This is a genomic window from Microbacterium nanhaiense, assembly GCF_014646015.1.
In the GTDB taxonomy this organism is placed as follows: domain Bacteria; phylum Actinomycetota; class Actinomycetes; order Actinomycetales; family Microbacteriaceae; genus Microbacterium; species Microbacterium nanhaiense.
Window position 1 is genome coordinate 427,424 of the sequence record NZ_BMMQ01000003.1, and the last position, 21,954, is coordinate 449,377.

Here is a 21,954-nt window from a genome sequence, read left to right on the forward strand (position 1 = left end):
CTGTCTCGTGGTCAGCCGTTGACCTTGGCGTACGCCTCGGTGAATTCGTCTTGGATCTTGCCGAGGTCGCCCGCGAGGAGGTCGTCGACGACCTTCTGGTAGCCGTCGATGTCGAGCTGGCCGACCATGTACTTGTTGTACGCGTCGCGTGCGCTCTTGAGCACCTCGGTCCAGCGCGAGTCATACGTGTCCGAGGTCAGCGACTGCGAGACGTCGACGATTGCATAGTCGTCGTTCTCGGCCATCTTCTCGGCGGCCTCGTCGACGTACGGCGTGCTGCTCGGGAAGGTCTTGATGGTCTCGGACATACGCGACGAAGAGTAGGGCTGCACTTCCTGCTCCCACTTCGTCTGGTCGGTGATCGCGACGGCGCCATCGGCTTCGTACTCGAAGTGCTCGCCTTCGATGCCGTTCGTCATGAGGTCGAAGGCCTCCTCGGAGAGCAGCTTGTCCAGAACTCCGAGCACGACCTTGACCTGCTCCTCGTTCTTCACGCTCGACTTCGAGATCGCGTACAGACCGCCGATGCCGCCGTTGGTGTCGGAAAGGATCCGGCGAGGCACGTCTTCGTGAGTCATGTCATTGACGAGGGCCCATGCCATCGGCGTGTCCGGGTCGCTGCTCTGCGCCAGAGCCATGTAGTTCTTCGCCTCGAACAGGCCCGTCAAGACGATGCCGCCCTTGCCCTGAGCAATCGCGTCCTGCTGATTCTGTTTCTGGATGGTGACGAATTCCTGCGTGACGGCGCCGTCCTGGTACAGCTCGCGGTACCACTCCATCGCCTCGATGAACGGCTCGGTCGTGAAGCTCGCGACGACCTCGTCGTTGTCGTTGACCTCGAAGACGCTTCCGGCGCCGAAGTAACCGGCGAGGCTGCGGAAGCCGAGGTCGAAGCTCTCCGAGCGGTCGAGGATGCCGGTCGTGTCGTCCTTGCCGTTGCCGTCCGGGTCTTCGTTCGTGAAGGCGCGTGCAACCTCGGCGAGTTCCTCGGTCGTGTGCGGCACCTCAAGGCCGAGGGTGTCCAACCAGTCCTGACGGATCAGAACGCCGTAGCGAGCCTTGGGCTTCTGCGCCGGGACTCCGTAGAGGACGCCGTCGATCTTCGACGCTTCGAGGATCTGTGGGTCGATCTTCGAGAGGTTCGGGAAGTCGGCGAGGAAGGGCTCGATGTCCCAGAACTGGCCCGACGTCAGAGCGCGACGCGACGTCGACTCGGTCAGGCTCAGCGGCACGATGTCGGCGAGGTTATCCGATGCGATCGCGGCGTTGAGCTTCTCGTCTTTCGACGCTGCCGGGATCCACTGGAAGTCGAGGCCCTTCCCCACGACGTCCTCGAGCGCCGTTTCGATCACGCCGCCCTTTTCAGGAGTGGTCGGGGTGTGCAGCAGCGCCATCCACGAGACGTTGTCCTTCGAGGCATCCCCGGCACCGCCGGAGGCGCCGCACCCCGTGAGGGCGAGGCCGGTGACGGCGAGGACTGCGGATCCGAGGGCGAGCTTGCGGTTGAACTTCATGAGGAGATTCCTTGCGATGCCGGTGCGTGAGATGTGGTGTCGTTGATGTCGTCGTCGGCGACGAGCTGACGGAAGACGGATCGTGTGATGAGGCCGATGGCGGTCGCGGGCACGACCATGGCGAAGAGGGGAAGGATGGGGAGGGCGAAGGTGTACAGCAGCCACACCCACCCGGCGGTCGCGGCGGCGGCGATAATCGTCCAGTGCAGCGAGCCGATCCCGACGAGGAACGCCGCGGCGAAGCGGCGGTGAATCGCGACCTGGTCGGTGGCGACCGCAATCGGGAAGACATACGCGCCCGCGACGAAGAGAAGGAAGAGCGCGACCACGTTTGCGAAGCGGAGCTCCCAGCTCGACGCCGAGAAGATGTTCGTTCCGATGATGGTGCCGGCGACGATGAGCACCCAGCCCATCGCCGCCGAGCGCCAGAACTCGGCCCGGACCTTCTGGAAGAAGGTGCGGGTGATCGGCGGCTGGTCGCCGAGGCGGAACCAGCCATCGATGTATGCCGCGAGCGCGTACGACGCGGGGCCCAGACCGAAGATGATCAGGCCGGCCAGCGTCGTCACCAGCCACAGCAGGGTGAGGTACACCATGCGGTACACGCCCGTCAGGAACGAGTTCAGCCGCATGAGTCCCTCGTAGGAGAACATCAGTAGACGCCTTCCTCGCCGAACTTCTTCGCGAGCTTGTTCGCCATGATGACGAGGATCAGGCCGACCAGGCCCTTGAACAGGCCGACCGCTGCGGCGTAGCTCATCTGACCGTTCTGGATACCCGTGACGTACACGTAGGTGTCGAAGATCTCGCCGACTTCGCGGTTGAGCGAGTTCAGCACGAGGAACATGTGCTCGAATCCGAGCTCGAGGAAGTCACCGATCGCGAGGATGAAGAGAACGATGATGGTCGGGCGGATGGCAGGGAGCGTGATGTGCCACGTCTGACGCCAGCGTCCGGCTCCGTCGAGCTCGGAGGCCTCGTAGAGTTCGGTGTCGACAGCGGTCATCGCCGCGAGGTACACGATGGTTCCCCATCCGGCGCTCTTCCAGATCTCCTGGAAGACGTACATGGGGCGGAGCCAGGCGGGATCGGTCAGGAAGCCGATCTTCTCGAAGCCCCACGACTCGAGGAGGTTGTTGATGCTTCCGCCGTCGGTCGTGAACAGCACGTAGAACAGCGACACCACGATGACCCACGACATGAAGTGCGGTAGGTAGATGACCGTCTGCACGGAGCGCTGGAACCACTTCGTGCGCACCTCGTTGAGCAGCAGCGCGAGGATGATCGGAATCGGGAACGAGAAGATCAGCAGCAGCAGCGACACGATGATCGTGTTGCTGAGCAGCATGAAGAACGTTTCTTCGGTGAAGAAGCGGATGAAGTGCTCGAAGCCGACCCAGTCGCTGCCGAAGAGACCGAGATAGGGCGTGAAGTCCTGGAAGGCCATGATGAGGCCGCCCATGGGGAAGTACTTGAAGACGATGAAGTACGCGATCCCGGGCAGCGCCATGAGGTACAGCGCCTTGTGGCGCCAGATGTACGATTCGCGCCAGCCCTTCTTCCTCGGCGTGACGGTCGGGGCCGCTGTCGTGAACAGGTGCTCAGTCGTCGGCTTGACCTGAGGAATGGTGGGACCGCTCATCCCAGGGCCTCCGGGCCGTGCATGGTCGAGTTCATCGAAAGGGCGCCTCTCTGCGTGCGATTCGGGGACCGGTTTCCTGGTGGCCCACGACCGTGTGGGGCACCATCGGGGAACCGGTTTCTGACAGGGTAACAGCTTGCCCAGGGGCGAGCAAGTGCGGTGATCTGACCGTTAGGAGCGGGGGATCGTCCGATCGAGTCGGGCCGCGAAATCGATCATGAATTCGTGCCGCCACTGCGATACCGTGCGGGCGCCCGGCCAGCCCTCGATGGCGACCTCGGGCGCGCCGTCGTCGCACCACCAGTTTCGATAGGCCTGCGAGGGGATCGACCACCTCTGGGCGGGCGGAAGCTCGGCGGTGAAGGATCCGGACTGGCCGTCGAGCGCGGGGTGGGTGCTGCGGATCTCATACCCCATCGGGCGGATGTCGCGCGGTGAGAGGCGGAAGCGCAGCAACTCGCCCTCGACCACGGGCTCGGGGAAGGGGCCCTGCAGGCGCCCGTCGAAGAGGAGGTTGGCGTGGTGCTCGTCGCTCCAGTCGGCCGGCTTCGGGACGAGGATCTCGACGACGCCGAACGCCTCGACGACGTCGGCCTCGGTAGCGGGGTGCGCGAGACGGGTCTTTCGTCCGTCCCACAGCGGCACGAACTTCCCGCCCCAGCTGGGCTCGTCGGGGCGCTGGGTGCCGTGCAGCACCCAGGTGACGGTCGGCGTGTCGCCCATCTTGACCGCGGGCAGCTGCTTCTCGAAGAACGCGCCGAGTGCGCCTCGACCGATGACGTGCTCGCCGATGAAGCGCGTCGGGGAGAGATCGTCGTCCGGAGCGCCCATGAAGAAGCCGCGATAGGTGTTGTTCGACTCGATCAGCGTCACGTCGCGGTGGTGTGTCTCGATGTAGTTGTATGCGTCGACGCCCCACGTCTTGTTGGGGCCGCCGATGTAGTGCACGACGATCTTGTCGGTGATGTCCGGCGCGTCGTGGAGCGCCTGGGCCACGTCGTCGATCCCGCCCCAAACGAGCACGTTGAGCGGTCGCGGGTCCTCGCGCCGCGCGCACGCCACGAGCCATTCGGATCCCTCGGAGGGGTCGGAGAAGCCGGCGTCCGGTGCGACGTCGACGGCGCCCTGTTTCACGAGCGATCGAAGCGCGTCGGGCATGGGGTAGTCCGCGTGCGACGACAGTGCCGCGTAGTCGCTCTCGTAGGCGTCGATGACGGCGTGGATGTCGCGCGCCCGACCGTCGCCGTAGGGCGACGACACGAGCCCCTCGATGTCGAGCACATCCGAGTAGAGAAGCAGGTGCACCATCGACTGGAAGTCGTCGGGGTCGGTTCCACCGATGTCCGTCGAAACGAGGACGCGGGGCAGGGCGGTCATGGTCAGCTCTCTTTCGTTGCTGCGCGGCGTCTTTGCCGCGCAGATGAGTGGTGACGGGCGCTCAGGGCGGCGACTCGTCGAACCGGTTGACCAAATTAGCACCGTTCGCCGTTGTAAGAAACCGCTTTCTCACGATATCTTCAGTCGGGGCATCGACGCCCGACGAGACATCGCGAGGGAGCGGGACATGACTCAGGCCACGATCGATCGACGCGCCGTCATCGAGCGGCACGACGTGCGGCAGACCACCCTCGACGGACGCAGCCCGGTCTCCGTCGGCAACGGAGAGTTCGCCTTCACCGTCGACCTCACGGGCTTGCAGAGCTTCCCCGATCACTTCCCGGTGGAGCGCCGCCCGAACGAGCCGGATCGCGACGCGCCGGGCACGCTGCTCGGCACGCAGGCCCAGTGGGCATGGCACTCGATCCCGGGGGAGCGCGAGTACGAGCTCTCCGAATCGACGCGCTGGTACGACATCGACGGACGCCCGACGCCGTACCTCGAGGAGGTCAAGGATACGGCCGAGAGCGCGGATGCCACCCGGTGGTTGCGCGCGAACCCGCACCGCCTCGATCTCGCGAGGATCGGTTTCGTCGATGCGGGCGGCGAGGCGATCCGCCCGGCCGAGCTCGAGCGCGCGGAGCAGACGCTGTCGCTCTGGGAGGGCGTCGCCCGGAGTTCGTTCGAGCGCGGGGGTGCGCACGTCGACGTCGTGACCGCGGTGCACCCGGATCGAGACGCCGTCGGGATCGAGGTGCGGGGAGCGCGCGCGGCGGGCCTCGCGATCCGCGTCGCCTTCCCCTACGGATCCGGCGATTGGCACAACGCCGCCGACTGGGGCCGGCCGGATCGGCACTCGACGATCGTGATCGAGCGCGAGGACGGGTGGCTCGTCGAGCGCGAGCTCGACGGCTCGCGCTACACCGCGCGGATCCTCGCCCCGGGCGCCGCCCTCGAACGCGTCGGCGAGCACGAGGTGCTGCTGCGCGTGAGCGACGATGCGCGCGTCTCGATCGAATTCGCGACGGACGGATCCGGCGACATGGTGAGCATCCCGGGCCGGGAGCCCGGCCGGGATCCGCTGGATGCCGGAGACATCGTGCGGGCGGCCCGCGAGCACTGGGCGCGGTTCTGGACGACGGGATCCGCGATCGCGCTCGCGAGCGACACCGACGCGCGCGCCGCCGAACTGGAGCGCCGCATCGTGCTCTCGCAGTACGTGACGGCCGTGAACTGCTCCGGATCCCTCCCGCCGCAGGAGACGGGCCTCGTCTGCAACTCCTGGCGAGGAAAGTTCCACCTCGAGATGCACTGGTGGCACGCGGCCCACTTCCCGATGTGGGGCAGGCCCGAGCTGCTGCGCCGCAGCCTCGGATGGTACGTCGACGCCCTCGAGCTCGCGCGCGAGACGGCCTCGGCGCAGGGCTTCGCGGGGGCGCGCTGGCCGAAGCAGCTGGGATCCGCGATGCGCGATACGCCCAGCACGATCGGTGTGTTCCTCATCTGGCAGCAGCCCCACCCCATCGCGCTCGCCGAGCTCGTGTACCGAGCGAGCGCCGATCGCGCCGTGCTCGACCGCTTCGCCGAGATGGTCTTCGAGACGGCGGAGTTCATGGCCGATTTTGCCAAGGAGGTCGACGGCCGATTCGTGCTCGGGCCGCCCCTCATTCCGGCGCAGGAGAGCTACGGGGCCGATCGCCTGCGCATGTCGAACCCGCCGTTCGAGCTGGCCTACTGGCGGTGGGCGCTTCGCGTCGCCGCCGAATGGCGCGCCCGGCTCGGCCTCGAGCCCCGGGCCTCGTGGGAGCGCGTCGCGGAGGGGCTCGTGGAACCGCACGTGCGCGGCGGTGTCTATACCGCCGTCGACGTGGATCCGTTCACGATCCGCGAGGATCACCCGTCGATGCTGGGCGCCCTGGGCTTCGTGCCCGACGTCGGCATGATCGATCCCGCGGTCATGCGGGCGACCTATCTCGACGTCGTGCGCGAGTGGGATTGGGCGTCGACCTGGGGCTGGGACTATCCGCTCATGGCCATGACGGCGTCGCGCCTGGGCGAACCCGCATGGGCGATCGATGCGCTGATGAACGACGCCGGCAAGAACGAGGTCGTCGCGAGCGGGCACAACCACCAGAACGGCTCGCTGCCGCTCTACCTGCCGGGCAACGGAGGTCTGCTCGCGGCGATCGCGGTGATGGCCGACCGGCACCAGCGCTCGGGGGACGGGTTCCCCGCGGACTGGAGCGTGCGGCTGGAGGGCTTCGGCGTCACGATGTGACGCCGAGGGCGCTCAGCCCGCGAGACGGTCGAAGAGCTCGGCCCAGCGCGGATCCGTGACCCGCCGCGTCGCGTCGGCGTCGCGCCACTCGATCATCTCGCGCGCGCCCTCGTGGAAGGTGACCACCGGGTTGAACTCCGGGACGAGCGAGCGGATCTTCGTGTCGTCGAAGACGACCGAGTGCGCGCGGTCGCCGAGCACCTGGCCGCCGACGATGGGGGAGGCCGCCTCGATATCGTCGCTGGTCACGTGCAGGATGTCGGCGGTCGTCCCCGCGGCGTTCGCCATGATGCGGTAGATCTCGTCCCACGTGTACACGAAGTCGCTCGTGATCTGGAAGGTGTCGCCGATCGCGAGGGAGTTGCCGAAGAGCCCGACGAAGCCGACCGCGAAGTCGTCGGCGTGGGTGAGGGTCCACAGCGAGGTCCCATCGCCCTGCACGACCACCTTCTTTCCTGCCCGCATGCGCTCGATGTTCGCCCAGCCTCCGAGGAGCGGGATCATCTGCTCGTCGTAGGTGTGCGAGGGCCGCACGATGGTGACGGGAAAGTCGCGCTCGCGCCAGGCCTCGTTCAGCAGCGTCTCGCAGGCGATCTTGTCGCGGGAGTACTGCCAGTGCGGGTTCTTCAGCGGGGTCGACTCGGTGATCGGGAGCCGCGCGACGGGCTTCGCGTACGCCGATGCGGAGCTGATGAACACGTACTGCGCGGTCCGGCCCTCGAAGCGCGCCAGGTCGCGTTCGACGTGCTCGGGCGTGAACGCGATCATGTCGACGACGACGTCGAACTCGCGCGCGCCGAGCGCGTCGTCGACCGCGGTGGGATCGTTCACATCCGCGACGAGGACCTCGGCGTCGGGGTGCGGGGTTCGGGAGGACGTGCCGCGGTTGAGCAGCGTGACGTCCATTCCGCGCTCGACGGCGAGGTCGCTCGCCGCCGAGGAGATCGTGCCGGTACCGCCGATGAACAACACCTTTGTCGCAGTCATAGCGCCCACGATAGCGGTTGTGCCCGCATCAGGCCGAGCGGTACACCTCGAGCCAGGCATCCGCGATCAGGCGCGCGCCCTGGGCGGACGGGTGCACGCCGTCGGGCGCGATCGATGCCGGATCCGCTCCCGCGGCCGCCGTGAGGAGGGAGTGCAGCGGGACGAGGCCCGCGCCGATCTCGGACGCGAGCCCGTCGACGACCGCGCGCTTGGCGTCGAGGTCCTCGATCCATCCGCGCTGATCAGCCGTCACGGGGAGGAGGAACGGCTCCACGAGGATGACGCGGGCGCCTCGCACCACCTCGGTGTCGAGCAGGCGCCGGAGGCTCGCCTCGAAGTCCTCCGCGGAGGTTGCGTCGTCGCGATCGAAGCGCCGCCAGGTGTCGTTGATCCCGATGTAGATCGTGAGCACGTCGGGGGAGGTGGGGACAACGTCCGTCGCCCAGCGTGCCTCGAGATCCACGGCGCGGTTTCCGGAGATTCCGACGTTGACGATCTCCGCCTCCGGAAGCTCCGCGGCGATCTGCGCGACGTAACCGTCGCCCAGCGAGCGGGCGTCATCGCGGTCCCGGTGCGAATCGGTGATGGAGTCTCCGACGAAGACGAGGCGAGCGGTCATGGTGGTCCTAACGGGAGGCGGAAGCGACCGCGACGGTGCGGTGCACCCCGATTATCTCGGATCCGTAACTGATTCGGAAAGCGGTTGCCGGAAGCTTGCAGATTGTTTCGGGCTGCCTTAGTGTGAACGTTCATATGGGAAACGAAGAAGTTTCGATGTGTCCAACGCATCGTTCAATGTTGAAAGGTGGTGCTGAATGAGCGTCGTCAGTGAGCTGCGCGAACTGAAGAGCTCCCCGAAGGGCGGGGGCGACGGCAAGGCCGCGTTCTGGTTCCTACTGCCGTGGTTTATCGGCCTGTTCGCGATCACGGCCGGCCCGCTGGTTGCGTCGCTGTTCCTCTCCTTCACCGACTACAACCTGCTCCAGGCCCCGAGCTTCATCGGCGTCGAGAACTTCGTGCGCATGTTCACGGACGAGCGCCTGCTGAAGTCGCTGGGCGTGACCTTCCTCTACGTGATCGTGTCGGTTCCGTTGCAGCTCGCGTTCGCGCTGGCGCTCGCGATCTTCCTCGACAGGGGAGTGCGCGGCCTGTCGTTCTACCGCTCCGTGTTCTACCTGCCCTCGCTCATCGGCGGATCCGTCGCGATCGCCGTGCTCTGGCGCGTCGTGTTCGGCACGGAGGGCCTCGTCAACCAGTTCCTGGCGTTCTTCGGAATCGCGGGCAAGGGGTGGATCTCCTCGCCCGACACGGCGATCTGGACGCTCATCCTGCTGAACGTGTGGGCCTTCGGTGCCCCCATGGTCATCTTCCTCGCGGGCCTCCGCCAGGTTCCCGCCTCGCTCTACGAGGCCGCCCAGATCGACGGCGCGGGCAAGTGGCGTCAGTTCCGCAGCGTCACGCTGCCGATGCTTAGCCCGATCATCTTCTTCAACCTCGTGCTGCAGATCATCCACGCCTTCCAGTCGTTCACGCAGGCCTTCGTCGTCTCCGGCGGTACGGGCGGCCCGGCGGACTCGACGATGCTGTTCTCGCTGTACCTCTATCAGCGCGGCTTCCGCAACTTCGACATGGGCTACGCCTCGGCTCTGGCCTGGCTGCTGGTGCTGATCATCGGCGCCTTCACCGCCATCAACTTCTGGGCCTCTAAGTACTGGGTTTTCTACGATGACTGAGACTTCCGTAATCCTGAACGCCCCGACGCGGGCGACCCGCACCCCTGCCGGAAGCGCGCGCGAGGTGCGCCGCAAGATCGGCCCCGTCGTGAAGCACATCGTGCTGATCCTCGTCGGCCTGATCATGCTGTACCCGGTGCTCTGGATGGTCGTCAGCTCGCTGCGGCCGAACGACGCGATCTTCGGCGACCCGAGCCTCATCCTCAAGACCTTCGACATCGACAACTACGTCAACGGCTGGAACGCACTGACGTACCCGTTCGGCAAGTACCTGATCAACTCGATGATCATCGTGCTCGGCTGCATCGTCGGCAACCTCGTCTCGTGCTCGCTCGCCGCGTACGCCTTCGCGCGCCTGAACTTCAAGAGCAAGCGCTGGTGGTTCGGCGCAATGCTCGTGACGATCATGCTGCCGATCCACGTCATCATCGTGCCGCAGTACATCATGTTCAGCCAGATCGGGTGGGTCAACACCTACCTGCCGCTGATCGTGCCCAAGCTGCTGGCGACCGACGCCTTCTTCGTGTTCCTCATGGTGCAGTTCATCCGCGGCATTCCGCGTGAGCTCGACGAGGCCGCGCGCATCGACGGGGCCGGCCACGCCCGCATCTTCTTCCAGATCATCATGCCGCTCATGGTTCCGGCCCTGGGTACGACGACGATCTTCACCTTCATCTGGACGTGGAACGACTTCTTCAGCCAGCTGATCTACCTCACGAAGCCCGAGATGGCCACGGCATCGCTCGCCGTGCGCCAGTTCGTCGACGCCCAGTCGGCGACCGACTGGGGCGCCGTGTTCGGCATGAGCATCGTCTCGCTCCTGCCGGTGTTCCTGGTCTTCCTCTTCGGTCAGCGCTTCCTGCTCCAGGGAATCGCCACGACCGGCGGCAAGTAACCCCTCCCTCGCATCACACATTTCTTATAGGAGAAACATGTTCTCGACGAAGAAGAACATCGTCCGCTTCGGCGCAGCCGCCGTCGCGACGGTCGCGGTCGGCGCCCTGGCCGGCTGCTCGGGGGCCTCGGACGCCCCCGCCGAGCTCAGCGACGGCGACGTCACGATCTCGCTCGCCTACTGGGGCGGCGACACCCGCGTCTCGCAGACCGATCAGGTCATCGAGGCCTTCGAGGCGAAGTACCCGAACATCACCGTTCAGGCCGAGCCCGCCGACTGGACGGGATACTGGGACGGCCTCGCCACGCGCACCGCGGCGAACGACATGCCCGACGTCGTGCAGATGGACGAGCTCTACCTCGCCTCCTACGCCGACCGCGGCGCACTCGCCGACATGGGCGAGCTCGACATCGACACCACGAACATCGAGGAGTCGGCCCTCGCGACGGGTCAGATCGACGGCACGCAGTACGCCTTCCCGCACGGCATCGCCACCTACGCGATCGTCGCGAACAAGGATCTTTTCGACGAGTACGGCGTCGAGCTGCCCGACGACGAGACCTGGACGTGGGACGACTTCGCCGACCTCGCGAACGAGCTCTCGGAGAAGAGCGGCGGCGCCGTGATGGGTGCCGACCAGATCGGCGGATTCGACGTGGGAAGCGTCAAGCACTGGGCGCGCTCCGAGGGCAACGAGCTCTTCGGCGAGGACGGCGAGGTCACCCTCGACCCGGCCGTGCTCGCGAAGATGTGGCAGTTCCAGATGGACCTGCAGAAGTCGGGCGGCATGAACTCGCCCGAGGCGATCACCGAGTCGTTCAACGCCGGCATCTCCGGCAACGACATGGCGACCGGCAAGGTCGGACTCGCATCGGCGTGGAACACCCAGCTCACCGCACTGAGCGACGCGAGCGGCGCGAACCTGGTGCTGCTGAAGGTGCCGGAGCCCGAGGGCGTCGACCCCTCGTCGTACAAGCCCTCGATGTTCTGGTCGATCGCCTCGACGAGCGAGCACCCCGCGGAGGCGGCGCTGTTCATCGACTTCCTTGAGAACAGCGAAGAGTCGGCGGACATCATCCTGACCGAGCGCGGTGTGCCCGCCAACGACGTGATCCGCTCGGCGATCGCCGACAAGCTCGCGCCGACGGACCAGGCCGCGATCGAGTACCAGGACCGCGTCACCCCCGGCGAGGTCGTGCCGGTCGTGACCCCGAACGGCGCCTCGACGATCGAGGCCATCCTGCAGCGCTACACGCAGGAGGTCTTCGCGGGCCAGTCGACGCCGGAGGACGCCGCGCAGGCGTTCGTCGACGAACTCCAGACCGAGATCGACAACGCGCGATAAGCGCGACACACCAGCTCTCTGCGATGGGGGACGGCCCTCGGCCGTCCCCCATCCGTCGCATATTCAAAGGAACGTTCACATCATGACCTCGAAGGCCCGCTACCGCGCAGCCATCATCGGAACCGGCGCGATTGCGCACGCGCACGCGCAGGCCCTGACCCGATTGTCGGACCGCGTCGAGCTCGTCGCCGTCGCCGACGTCGACGCGGACCGCGCGCGCGGCTTCGCCGAAGAGTACGGAGTCGGCACCACCTACACCGACGCCGCCGAGCTGCTCGCCGCCGAGACGCTCGACATCGTGCACGTGTGCACGCCGCCCGGATCCCATGTCCCGCTCGCAATCCTCGCGATGCGCGCCGGCGTACCGGTCCTCACCGAGAAGCCCACGGCGCTCAGCCTCGCCGAGCTCGACACCCTTGCCGAGGTCGAGCGCGAGACGGGCGTTCCCGTCCTGACGGTGTTCCAGCACCGCTTCGGCCGCGCCGCTCGCCGCCTCGCGCAGCTCGCGTCCGACGGATCCCTGGGCCGCCCCCTCGTGGCGACCTGCGAGACGCTCTGGTACCGCGCCGACAGCTACTTCGACCTGCCCTGGCGCGGGAAGTGGGCCGTCGAGGGCGGCGGCCCGACGATGGGCCACGGCATCCACCAGTTCGATCTTCTGCTCGCGATCCTCGGGCCGTGGACGTCGGTCAGCGCGATGGCGGCGCGGCAGACGCGCCCCACCGACACGGAGGACGTGTCGGTGGCCGTCGCCCGATTCGACAACGGCGCTCTCGCGACCATCGTGAACTCGATCGTGTCGCCGCGCGAGACGAGCCGACTGCGCTTCGACTTCGAGCACGCCACGGTCGAGGTCGAGCACCTCTACGGCTACACCGACGCCGACTGGCGGTTCACCCCCGCCGAGGGCCGCGACGACCTCGCCGAGGCATGGGACCTGAGCGACGACGGCGAGACGTCGAGCCACGTCCACCAGCTCGCCGCGATCTTCGACGCGTTCGACGCGGGCACGGATCCGGAGGTGTCGCTCGCCGACGCGACCCGTACGCTGGAATTCGCCGCCGCAACGTACGCGTCGGCCTTCCGCGGCAAGCCGATCGCCGCGGGCGAGATCACGACCGACGACCCGTTCCGCCGCAGCATGGACGGCGGGCTGGTGCCGTGGGCACCCGTGAAGGAGACCACCCGATGACGAACCTCACCATCACCCACGAGATCGACCGCGAGATCGTGGTGCGCGACGGCGACGTCGAACTGTTCCGCTACGTCTACATCCCGGACAACCCCCAGCTCGAGTCGCCCCGGCCGTACTTCTACCCGATCCGCACGCGCGCCGGGCACGACACGGGCCTGTACCGCCCCCACGACCACGTGTGGCACAAGGGCATCACCTGGTCGCTTCCCGTCGTCAACGACGAGAACTTCTGGGGCGGACCGACCTATGTGCGCGACAAGGGCTACCAGCAGCTGCCGAACAACGGCACCCAGGGGCATCGCCGCTTCACCGAGCTGAGCCAGACCGCCGACCGCGTCGTCATCGCGCACGAGCTCGACTGGACGACGGAATCGGGCCAGGCGTACTTCTCCGAGACGCGCCGCATCACCGCCCAGGTGACGGGCGAGAACTCGTGGACCCTCACGTTCTCGACGAGTCTCGAGAACGTGTCGGGCGCGCAGATCGCGATCGGATCCCCGACGACGAAGGGGCGCGAGAACGCCGGCTACGGCGGCCTGTTCTGGCGGGGGCTGCGCTCGTTCACGGACGGGAGCCTCGTGACGACCGACACGATCGGAACGGGCAACGACGTGCGCGGCCAGCGCCACGAGTGGATGGCCTTCGAGGGCAAGCACGACCACATCGACGCCACGTCGCTCGTGCTTATGCTCGACGACACGCGCAACCCGCACCACCCGCCGCAGTGGTTCGCGCGCTCGGAGGAGTTCGCGGCGCTGAACCCCGCGCCCTTCTTCAGCGAGGAAGTGGTGATTCCAGCGGGCGAATCGGCGACATTCCGCTACGGTGTCGGTATTGCCGACGGCGTCGCCGCTGACGCCCCCGCGCTGGCAGAGGCCGTGCGCGGCATTCTCGCGAAGGACTGATCATGAGCACGTTTCCCGGTGGCACCTCGCTGTCGTTCCTCGACGTCTACGACTCGCCCGCGCCCGACGGCATCTGCGGGGGCAGCCCGCACATGCACACGGCCTCGACCGAGTGCTACATCGCGATCGGTGGGCGCGGTCAGCTGCATTCGCTGACGAGCGAGGGCTACCGGGAGACGGATCTCGAACCGGGGCGGATCACCTGGTTCACGCCGGGCACGATCCACCGCGCCGTCAACCTCGACCACGCGCGACTCGTCGTGCTGATGTCGAACGCCGGCCTGCCCGAGGCCGGCGATGCGGTGATGACGTTCCCGAGCGAATATCTCCAGAGCGCCGAGCGCTACCGCGAGGCGGCCGCGCTGCCCGCCGGCGGATCCGAGGACGAACTCGCGGTCGCCGCCGCGAAGCGGCGCGACCTCGCCGTCGAGGGGTACCTCGCGATCCGCGACGCCCTGATCGCGGGAGACGATCGTCCCCTGCGGCAGTTCCGCGAACGCGCCGCCGAGATCGTCGCCGACCGCCTGTCCGGCTGGAGCGGCATCGTCGAGCGCGGACCGCTCGCGCAGGCGCAGGGCACGCTCGACGTGCTCGCGCGCATGGCCGCGGGAGACGCCTCGCACCTCGAGGAAGCGGCGGTCGCGCCGGGGCTCGAGCCGGCACACCGATTCGGAATGTGTGGCCGGCTGCGCGCCTACGACGTGGCGGCCCACTGAGATGAGCCTGCTCGAGGGGCGGCGTCCGACGCTGAAGGACGTGGCGAAGCTCGCGAACGTGTCGCACCAGACGGTGTCGCGCTTCGTGAGCGGCGATCCGGCGATCCGCGAGGAGAACCGCGCACGGATCCAGGCCGCCATCGACGAGCTCGGCTACCGCCCCAACATCGTCGCGCGTTCGATGCGGGTGCGGCGCACGGGACTGCTCAGCGTCGTCGTGCCGGCGACGGCCGCGCCGTACACGCCCGCGAAGATGATGTCGGCGACGACCGCGGAGGCGCACGCGTTCGGCTACGAGGTCGAGGTCGTGCACGTAGCGGGCGGCATGCACGCGCGCACCGACCGGGCGTTCGAGCTGGCCGATTCCGGCTGGGTCGAGGGCGTGCTCTCGCTCGCGAGCTTCGACGACCGCGTGCGGTCGGGAACCCGCCCCGGCGGTGTCCCGATCCTCGAGTTCCCCGTGTACGACGACAATCTCCACGGCGCCGGGATCATGCTCGATGCCTCGCCCATGATCGAGATCGTCGGTCGTCTCGCCGAGCTCGGCCACCGGCACTTCTTCCACGTCGGCGGTCCCGTCGGTCACCCGGCCTCGAACGAACGCCAGGCGGTGTACGAGAGGGCGGTCTCGGCCCGCGGACTCGTCTCGCACGGCGCCTCTCGCGGCCCCTTCGACGGATCGACCGGCGTCGACGCCGTCGCGGCCCTTCCGGAGGACACGCCCGTGACCGCGATCGTGTGCGCCAACGACGAGCTCGCGGCCGGCGTGCTGATGGGCGCGAGCCAGCGCGGGTGGGCGGTTCCCGATCGGCTGAGCGTCACCGGCTGGGACAACCGCCAGGTCGGCCAGTACATGCCTCCCGGGCTCACCACGGTGATCGTCGACCACGAGCTCGTGGGCCGCACCGCGATGGGCAAGCTCATCGCCACGCTCCGCGGCGAGCAACCGCCGGTGGAGGACTTCCGGGCGCTCAACGCCGTGGCGTGGCGGGGATCCACGGGCCCGGCGCCCGAAGCCCGGCCCTAGGCCGTGTTGATCAAGAGGTTTCGCTCCCGGCTGGGTGAGTCTTAAGCGGTGACGCGACAGGAGATCTCTGACGAGGTGTGGGCCGTGAGCTTCGCGCTGGCATGGGCGACGTAATGCATCAGGACTCCGCGGAACCGATCCTGTGTGGAGACCCAGACCGATCCCGGGGCCCTCACCTCATCGCATCAGTCCACGCTGCGGATCCGCAAGCGGCCCCTCAGCCCGCCGCGACGATCTCCGGGTGTGCCTCGAGCAGCGCGACCTGCTCGGTCCAGGGCACGCCGACGATGCTCAGCACGACGCGAACAACCGTGGAGGCGCCATCCTTCGACGTCAACCAGCGCTCGCGGAGCGTCGCGCGCGCCGTCTCCTCCACGAGAAACGCGAGCACCCGATCCGACATGTCGCCGCGGAAGGCTCCGGACTCGATACCGGCCTTGACGAGCGCGCGCACGCGGCGGCGCAGCGGCGCCAGCGCACGCACGGTGCCGAGAACGTGTGCGTTCTCGAGCGCGATGTTCGCGGCCGCCCGCACGGCCGAGGCCTCGCGCCACAGCCGCGCCGCGAGCCCCGCGATCGCGACCCGCGGATCCGGATCGTCGGTCTCCTCCGCCACGGCGTTGATACGCCCGGCGCCGCGCACGATTACCTCGTCGAGCAGGCTCTCGCGGTCCGGGAAGTGGCCGTAGAGCGCTCGGCGCGACAGCTTCGCGGCCTGCGCGATAGCGTCGAGCGAGGCGTTCGGATCGACCGCGAGCAGCGACTGCGCCGCGCTGATAAGCGCCTCGCGGTTCGCGGTCGCGTCGCTGCGGCGCGGCCGCGCCGCGACAGGCTCCGTCTCTGTAGCGGTCATGACGGCGACATCAGCTTCGTCGACTCGATGGCCTTCGACAGGCCCTGCGTGAACGACATCAGCGGGCGGCGCAGCACGAGCCCGACCAAGAGGGCCGGGATCACGAAGAGCGCGAGGGCGCCGAGCGAGATCCAGAAGTCGCTCGCGTAGACGCCGGCGATGGCCGAGCGTAGCGCGGCGACGGCGTGCGTCGCGGGAAGGAACGGCGAGATGTTCTGGAACCACTCGGGCAGCAGCTGCAGTGGGTACGCACCACCGGATCCGGAGACCTGGATGACGAGCGCCAGCACCGCGAGCGCCTTACCCGCGTTTCCGAGCGCGACGACCGCCGTGTAGATCAGCAGCGTGAACACGAGCGACGAGACCCACCCGGCGAGGATCAGCAGGAACGCGTGCGCCGGCTCGATCTGGATGAACAGGATGAGCCCGAGAGTCACGAGCGTGCTCTGTGCGAGCCCGATCAGGCCGAAGATGCCGTAGCGGCCGAGGTACTTCTTCGTCGGCGAGAGCTCCGGGCGATCAGGCAGGGTATCGGCGTTCACGTCGACCCGGATCGCAACCGTCATGAGCAGCGCACCGACCCAGAGCGCGAGCACCGTGTAGAGAGGCGCCATTCCCGCGCCGAAGCTGACGATCGGGAAAACGGCGGTGCGGTCGACGCGCAAGGGCTGCGCCAGCGAGGTCGCGAGCACGCTCGGATCCGAACCGATGATGTCGTTCAGCGCGCTGAGGTCGCCGGTCTTGGCGGCGTCGGCGAGGGCCGCCTCAACCTTGTCGAAGGTCTCGGCCGTCTCGGTGAGCGACTCCGAGATCCGCTGGGTGGATTCCTGGGCGCCCGTGAGGGTGTCGCGCAGGCCGCCCGCCGAGCCGGCCAGCCGATCGGCGGCGGCCGACAGGTCGTCGCCGATCGACGACACATCGGATCCGATCACCGAGAGGGTCGCGGCGAGCTCGTCGAGCTTCGGCTGCAGCGAGCCCGTGTACGAATCCTGCGCGCTCTGCAGCGCCTGCTTCGCCGCGTCGATCGACGCGGTGATCTCGTCGTGCTTCGCCTGGCGTTCCGCGGATCCGTCGGCGATGTCCTGCCCCGCCTGAGCGACGCGGTCGTGCGCCGACTGCTGGGCGGCGATCGCGGCGTCGATGCGCTCGAGCACCGCGTTGAAAGCATCCTGCGCCTCGTCCGGCAGGATCGGGCGGACCTCGTTCTCGAGCCGGTTACGCAGCTCGGTGTAGTGGTCGATCTGGTCCTGCATGCGGCCGGCCAGCGTGTCGATCACCTGCACCTGGCTGTCGCTGAGCTGCGCGCCCTGCGCGAAGAGCTCGTCGATGCGCGCTCCGACGGCGTCGTAGCCTGCGGCCGTGCGCGAGATCGCGTCGGAGAGCGCCTGCGTCGACGACGCGAGCACGTCGCCGAGCTCGTCGACCGCGGCCGCTCCGCCGCCCACCGCGCTGGACGCGTCCTCGAACGCGGATCCTGACGAGGTGATGAGAGACGAGGCCCCGTCGACGAGCGGGATCGTCGACTCGAGCAGGCTCGTGAACATGTCGGCCGTCTGCGCGCCGCCGCGCAGTTGCGTGGCCACGCCGCCGATGCGGGCCTCGAGGCGGGTGAGCGCCGCCTGCGTGTCGGCGTCGGTGAGGTAATCGGACAGCGACGAGACGACGCTGAGCGCGATGTCGCTGAGAGTCTCGGTGAAGACCTCGTTGATCTGCTGCGAGACGCCGTCGGCGCCCTGATCGGTGATCTTCGGCGCGAGCGCGTTCTTCTTCTCGTTCGTGTAATACGCGAGGCTGGTGTGCTCGACGTCGTCCGAGTAGAACGTCATCATGTCGGTGCTGAACGATGCCGGCAGCACGAGGGCGGCGTAGTACTCGCCCGACTTCGTGCCGTCGATCGCGTCGTCTTCCGTCGTGATGACCCAGTCGAGGTCGTCGTTGGCGCGAAGCTCCGAAAGAACCTGATCGCCGATGTTGATGCGGATCGGGACGAGGTCGTTCAGGTACCCCTCGTCGGCGCTCGCGACGGCGACCTTGAGGCCCTTCGTGTTCGAGAACGGATCCCAACTGGCGATCACGTTGAACCACGTGAACAGCGACGGGATCACGACCAGGCCGAAGATGACGATCACGGCCATCACGCTCGAGGTGGCGCGCCGGATGTCGCGGCGGGTCAGATGCAGGATGTCCCTCATGCGCGGTCTCCTCCGTCTGTGGCCATCTCGGGTATGACGGATCCGTCGGCGCCCGCGGCAACGCGAGTGCGGGATCCTTCGCTCACCACCGCGCGGCGGAGCTCGTCGTCGCCGAGCGACGCGACCTCGCCCGCGCGGGCGAAGCTCTGCTTGAAGTATTCGAGGGTCACGAGCACGCCGATCACGAGCAGGCTCCAGAGCAACCACACGCCGAGCAGGCTCGCCTTGCCGCCCGGCACGAGCCAGGCGATAATGCCGATCACGACGAGGCCGCCGAGGCCGGCGATCACGGTCGTGCGCAGCAGCGCCGGGTACCGGCGCGTGAACGGTTCGGCGCGGCGGGACAGCTCGTCGCGGTACTCCTCGCGGTTGGCGAGCGCGTGGATCAGGTCGGGCAGGCGGTAGCCGCCGCCGACGATCTGCACCTTTTCGCCGACCAGCAGATCGGTGGCGACGACCTCGCGGTTGAAGACCGCGTTGAGGCTGGCGAAGCGGCGGCGCACCACGAGGCCGACGATAAAGGCGCCGAGCACGAACACGGCCAGCACGCCGAGGAACTGCCAGTAGTCGCTGCCGTAGAAGCCGGCGATGGTCTCGCGCATCGCGTCGATGCCGTAGGTAAAGGGCAGGAACGGGTAGATCGCGCGGAAGAATCCGGGCATCATCTCGATCGGATACAGGCCCGAGGCGCCCGGGATCTGCATGATCACGAACAGGATGCAGAGGCCTCGGCCGACGTGGCCGAAGGCGACGCAGAGGGCGTAGACGATGCTGACGTAGGCGAGGGCGACGAGCACGCCCGTGCCGACGAACGCCGCCGCGCTCACCACCTGGATCCCGATGACGAGGTTTCCGATGCAGACGATCAACGCCTGGACGACCGCGAGAATGGCGAAGAGGAAGAAGCGGCCGAAGTAGGCCTGCCGCACCGTGAGGCCCTCGAGCCCCTCGGTATCAACCTCGGTGCGGAAGATGACCATGAGTACGAACGCGCCGATCCATAGCGACAGGTTGGTGAAGAGCGCGGCCATGGCCGAGCCGTAGGTCGAGACCGGGAAGACAACGTGTGTAGACACCTCGACGGGCGAGGCGACGAACTTCGCGATCTGGGCCGAGTCGAGGCCGGTGATCGTGCTGAGCGCGCTCCACTCCGACGCCGCGCTGAGGGCGGAGATGTCGGTGCGGGCGAGCTGGAGCTCGTCCTGGATCCCCGCGAGGTTGCCGTCGAGGGCCGTGAGCGCCTCGGAGGTCGAGACAAGCTGGGTGTCGAGCTCGGACAGCAGCTGCTGCGCCTGGACCAGCTGGTCGCGCTGGCCGTCGATCGCGGCGGAGAACTCGCCCGCGCTCGTCGAGAGCGACGACATCGCGCTGTTGAGCGCCGGCACCGTCGAGGTCAGGGCCGAGCGGAGGTCGGTCGCGGCGCCCTGCGCCTCATTGACCGCCTGAGTGACCGAATCTGCGGACGCCTGGATAGCGTCGGCCATGCCGCTCGCCGAGTCGTTGAGGTTCTGGAGGTCGGCGAGGAGCTGCTGATCGGTCTCGTTGCGCTGCTGGAGCGTGTCGATGACCTCGGTGAGCCGCTGGGTCGCGCCCTCGTCGAGCCCGGCGCCGTCGACAAGCTCCTGCAGCCGCGCGATCGCGGTGGCGTTCGCCTCGACGACGGCGCGGATCTGCTCGATGGCGCCGTCGACGCGGAGGCCCACCTTGTCGGCGACCTCGCTGAGGTCGGTCACGACGAGGTTCGCCGCGGCCGCAGCGTCGGCGAGCTGCGTCGTGCCGTCGACATAGGCCGAGGTCGCGGCGTCGGTGAACGCGATCACCTGATCCTGCGCCTCGACGATGAGCGACTTCGCCTGCTCGATCGCGACCTGCACGTCGCCGAGCGTCGTGTCAACGTCGGAGAGCGTGGAAGACGCCGAGGCCAGCGAACCGCGGGAGTCGTCGAGCGAGGCGGCCTGCCCGGTGAGCTCTTCGCGCGCCGAATCGATCGTCTGCATCGCCTCGTCGAAGGCGTTGAGGGAGTCGGTCTTCGCGCCCTCCAGGCGCCCCTCGGTGTCGTCGCCGGCCTCCTTGAGCGCGTCGGAGACGGCCTCGGCGACCTGCTCGGTGAACGAGCTCGTGATCTGCGCGTCGAGCTGCGAGGCGCCGACGTCGGTGATCTTCGGCGCGATTGCGCTCGCCTTCTCGTTCACGTAGTACTGCAGCGCGGGCTGCGTGAACTCGTCGGTCGTGATGCTGATGAGGTTGGTGCTGAAGTCGGTGGGGATGACGATCGTGGCGTAGACGTCGCCGCGCTTTACCGCGTCCTGCGCCTCGCCCTCGTCCATGAAGACCCAGCCGAGCTCGTCATTCTCTTTGAGCTGCGCGACGACCTCCTCGCCGACGTCGAGCGGGCCGGTGAGGTCAGAATCGGCGCCCTCGTCGAGATTGACGACGGCAACTCGTACGCTCGAGGTGTTCGAGTACGGATCCCAGAACGCGTTGATGTTGAACCACGCGTACAGCGCAGGCGTGATAAGCACACCGATGACGATGACCCACACCCTGCGCTGACGGACGAGTCGCATCGCGTCGCGCCACAAGATCTGCAAACTCTTTCTCACGCGAACGAGTATACGCACAAGGTGCACATTGATGTGTAATTTACTTTCAGCGTGGCGCCGCAGGGCGCGATTTGGCCGATGTTCTATTTACAGCACATCGGCGCGGTGGTACATTTTCCGAACAACATAACCATGTGTCATTTTTCGAACAAGATTGGGGTGGCCGACGTGAAGCTGCAAACACCATCGGATCTCGCCCGCCTGGTCAAGAATGCCCGTGTCCAGCGCGACCTCACCCAGCAGGACGTCGCTGGCACGGTCGGCATCACCCGCCAGTCTCTCGCCCGCCTCGAGCGCGGCGACGGCGGCACCTCTTTCAACACGGTGCTGCTCATCCTTGACTACCTCGACGTCCGCCTGGACGCCCTCGCCGAACGCCGCACCAGTGTTCCCGCCGCTGCTGCCACCGGGAGCGCCGCCGAGGCCGCGGCCGGCGCGCTCGCGAAGCGCATAGCCTCTCGCAGATTCTCCGGGCACCTCGTTGTCCCCGGATCCGTCGTCGTTCCGCCGGGAGCGACAGAAGTCGGGCCCCCGGCCAATGCAAGAGGTGCCGAATGACCCGCGCCCTAGGCCGTGTTGATCAAGTCTGATTTGATCCAGATGAGCGTCGCGGCGAGGCTGACGGCGGCTCGGTAGCTGCGGAGGAGCTTGTCGGAGCGCATCGCGATGCCGCGCCACTGCTTGAGCCGGTT

18 protein-coding genes are annotated in these 21,954 nt (G+C 67.6%); 9 read left to right on the forward strand and 9 right to left on the reverse strand.

Features of this window, described 5'->3' with window-relative positions; all coding sequences use genetic code 11:
• Positions 1–11 precede the first annotated feature (11 nt).
• The 4 genes from IEX05_RS07625 to IEX05_RS07640 form a co-directional block, all read right to left on the reverse strand.
• Positions 12–1,514: an extracellular solute-binding protein gene (locus tag IEX05_RS07625; protein ID WP_188700760.1), complete on the reverse strand. Its 1,503-nt coding sequence runs from the start codon at positions 1,512–1,514 to the stop codon at positions 12–14.
• Entirely contained in the window at positions 1,511–2,167 is a 657-nt protein-coding gene (locus tag IEX05_RS07630) for a YesL family protein (protein WP_188700761.1), read from the reverse strand. The genes IEX05_RS07625 and IEX05_RS07630 overlap by 4 nt, the downstream gene beginning before the upstream one ends.
• Complete coding sequence (locus tag IEX05_RS07635) at positions 2,167–3,156, reverse strand: ABC transporter permease (RefSeq protein ID WP_188700762.1); 990 nt, start codon at positions 3,154–3,156, stop codon at positions 2,167–2,169. The genes IEX05_RS07630 and IEX05_RS07635 overlap by 1 nt, the downstream gene beginning before the upstream one ends.
• A gap of 171 nt (positions 3,157–3,327) precedes the next feature.
• A complete protein-coding gene (locus tag IEX05_RS07640; RefSeq protein WP_188700763.1) occupies positions 3,328–4,533 on the reverse strand; it encodes a DUF1593 domain-containing protein in 1,206 nt (401 codons plus the stop codon).
• Between the two features lie 187 nt (positions 4,534–4,720).
• Here IEX05_RS07640 and IEX05_RS07645 point away from each other — a divergent pair, with 187 nt between their 5' ends.
• Positions 4,721–6,811, forward strand: a complete 2,091-nt coding sequence (locus IEX05_RS07645; protein ID WP_188700764.1) for a hypothetical protein — start codon at positions 4,721–4,723, stop codon at positions 6,809–6,811.
• A gap of 12 nt (positions 6,812–6,823) precedes the next feature.
• Here IEX05_RS07645 and IEX05_RS07650 read toward each other — a convergent pair whose 3' ends face one another.
• Together IEX05_RS07650 and IEX05_RS07655 are read right to left on the reverse strand one after the other, a co-directional pair.
• Positions 6,824–7,798 (reverse strand): SDR family oxidoreductase, encoded by a 975-nt coding sequence (locus tag IEX05_RS07650; protein ID WP_188700765.1) that lies wholly within the window; start codon positions 7,796–7,798, stop codon positions 6,824–6,826.
• A 28-nt stretch (positions 7,799–7,826) separates the two neighbouring features.
• Complete coding sequence (locus tag IEX05_RS07655) at positions 7,827–8,417, reverse strand: SGNH/GDSL hydrolase family protein (RefSeq protein ID WP_188700766.1); 591 nt, start codon at positions 8,415–8,417, stop codon at positions 7,827–7,829.
• 196 nt (positions 8,418–8,613) lie between these two features.
• On the opposite strand from IEX05_RS07655, the gene IEX05_RS07660 reads away from it, so the two are divergent.
• The 7 genes from IEX05_RS07660 (at position 8,614) to IEX05_RS07690 (ending at position 15,614) form a co-directional block, all read left to right on the forward strand.
• Complete coding sequence (locus IEX05_RS07660; protein ID WP_188700767.1) at positions 8,614–9,531, forward strand: carbohydrate ABC transporter permease; 918 nt, start codon at positions 8,614–8,616, stop codon at positions 9,529–9,531.
• Positions 9,524–10,426, forward strand: coding sequence for a carbohydrate ABC transporter permease (locus tag IEX05_RS07665; RefSeq protein ID WP_188700768.1), 903 nt, complete (start codon positions 9,524–9,526; stop codon positions 10,424–10,426). The genes IEX05_RS07660 and IEX05_RS07665 overlap by 8 nt, the downstream gene beginning before the upstream one ends.
• A 37-nt stretch (positions 10,427–10,463) precedes the next feature.
• Positions 10,464–11,771, forward strand: a complete 1,308-nt coding sequence (locus IEX05_RS07670; protein ID WP_188700769.1) for an ABC transporter substrate-binding protein — start codon at positions 10,464–10,466, stop codon at positions 11,769–11,771.
• An 82-nt stretch (positions 11,772–11,853) separates the two neighbouring features.
• Positions 11,854–12,963, forward strand: a complete 1,110-nt coding sequence (locus tag IEX05_RS07675) for a Gfo/Idh/MocA family protein (protein WP_188700770.1) — start codon at positions 11,854–11,856, stop codon at positions 12,961–12,963.
• The gene (locus IEX05_RS07680; protein WP_188700771.1) at positions 12,960–13,871 is read left to right on the forward strand and encodes a DUF6807 domain-containing protein; all 912 of its coding nucleotides are present in this window, start codon (positions 12,960–12,962) and stop codon (positions 13,869–13,871) included. The genes IEX05_RS07675 and IEX05_RS07680 overlap by 4 nt, the downstream gene beginning before the upstream one ends.
• Positions 13,872–13,873: 2 nt before the next feature.
• On the forward strand, positions 13,874–14,587 hold the full coding sequence (locus tag IEX05_RS07685) for a cupin domain-containing protein (RefSeq protein WP_229661180.1): 714 nt from the start codon (positions 13,874–13,876) through the stop codon (positions 14,585–14,587).
• A 1-nt stretch (position 14,588) separates the two neighbouring features.
• Complete coding sequence (locus tag IEX05_RS07690) at positions 14,589–15,614, forward strand: LacI family DNA-binding transcriptional regulator (RefSeq protein ID WP_188700772.1); 1,026 nt, start codon at positions 14,589–14,591, stop codon at positions 15,612–15,614.
• 217 nt (positions 15,615–15,831) lie between these two features.
• On the opposite strand, the gene IEX05_RS07695 is transcribed toward IEX05_RS07690, so the two are convergent.
• From IEX05_RS07695 to IEX05_RS07705, 3 genes are read right to left on the reverse strand one after another with little or no spacing between them, the layout of a single operon-like run.
• On the reverse strand, positions 15,832–16,467 hold the full coding sequence (locus IEX05_RS07695) for a TetR/AcrR family transcriptional regulator (protein WP_188700773.1): 636 nt from the start codon (positions 16,465–16,467) through the stop codon (positions 15,832–15,834).
• Positions 16,464–18,659, reverse strand: a complete 2,196-nt coding sequence (locus IEX05_RS07700) for a YhgE/Pip domain-containing protein (protein WP_188700774.1) — start codon at positions 18,657–18,659, stop codon at positions 16,464–16,466. Before IEX05_RS07700 ends, IEX05_RS07695 begins: the two co-directional genes overlap by 4 nt.
• A complete protein-coding gene (locus IEX05_RS07705; protein WP_188700775.1) occupies positions 18,656–21,262 on the reverse strand; it encodes a YhgE/Pip domain-containing protein in 2,607 nt (868 codons plus the stop codon). Before IEX05_RS07705 ends, IEX05_RS07700 begins: the two co-directional genes overlap by 4 nt.
• 51 nt (positions 21,263–21,313) lie before the next feature.
• Between IEX05_RS07705 and IEX05_RS07710 the strand changes: the two genes are divergently transcribed.
• Positions 21,314–21,820: a helix-turn-helix transcriptional regulator gene (locus IEX05_RS07710; protein ID WP_188700776.1), complete on the forward strand. Its 507-nt coding sequence runs from the start codon at positions 21,314–21,316 to the stop codon at positions 21,818–21,820.
• The last annotated feature ends 134 nt before the right edge of the window (positions 21,821–21,954 follow it).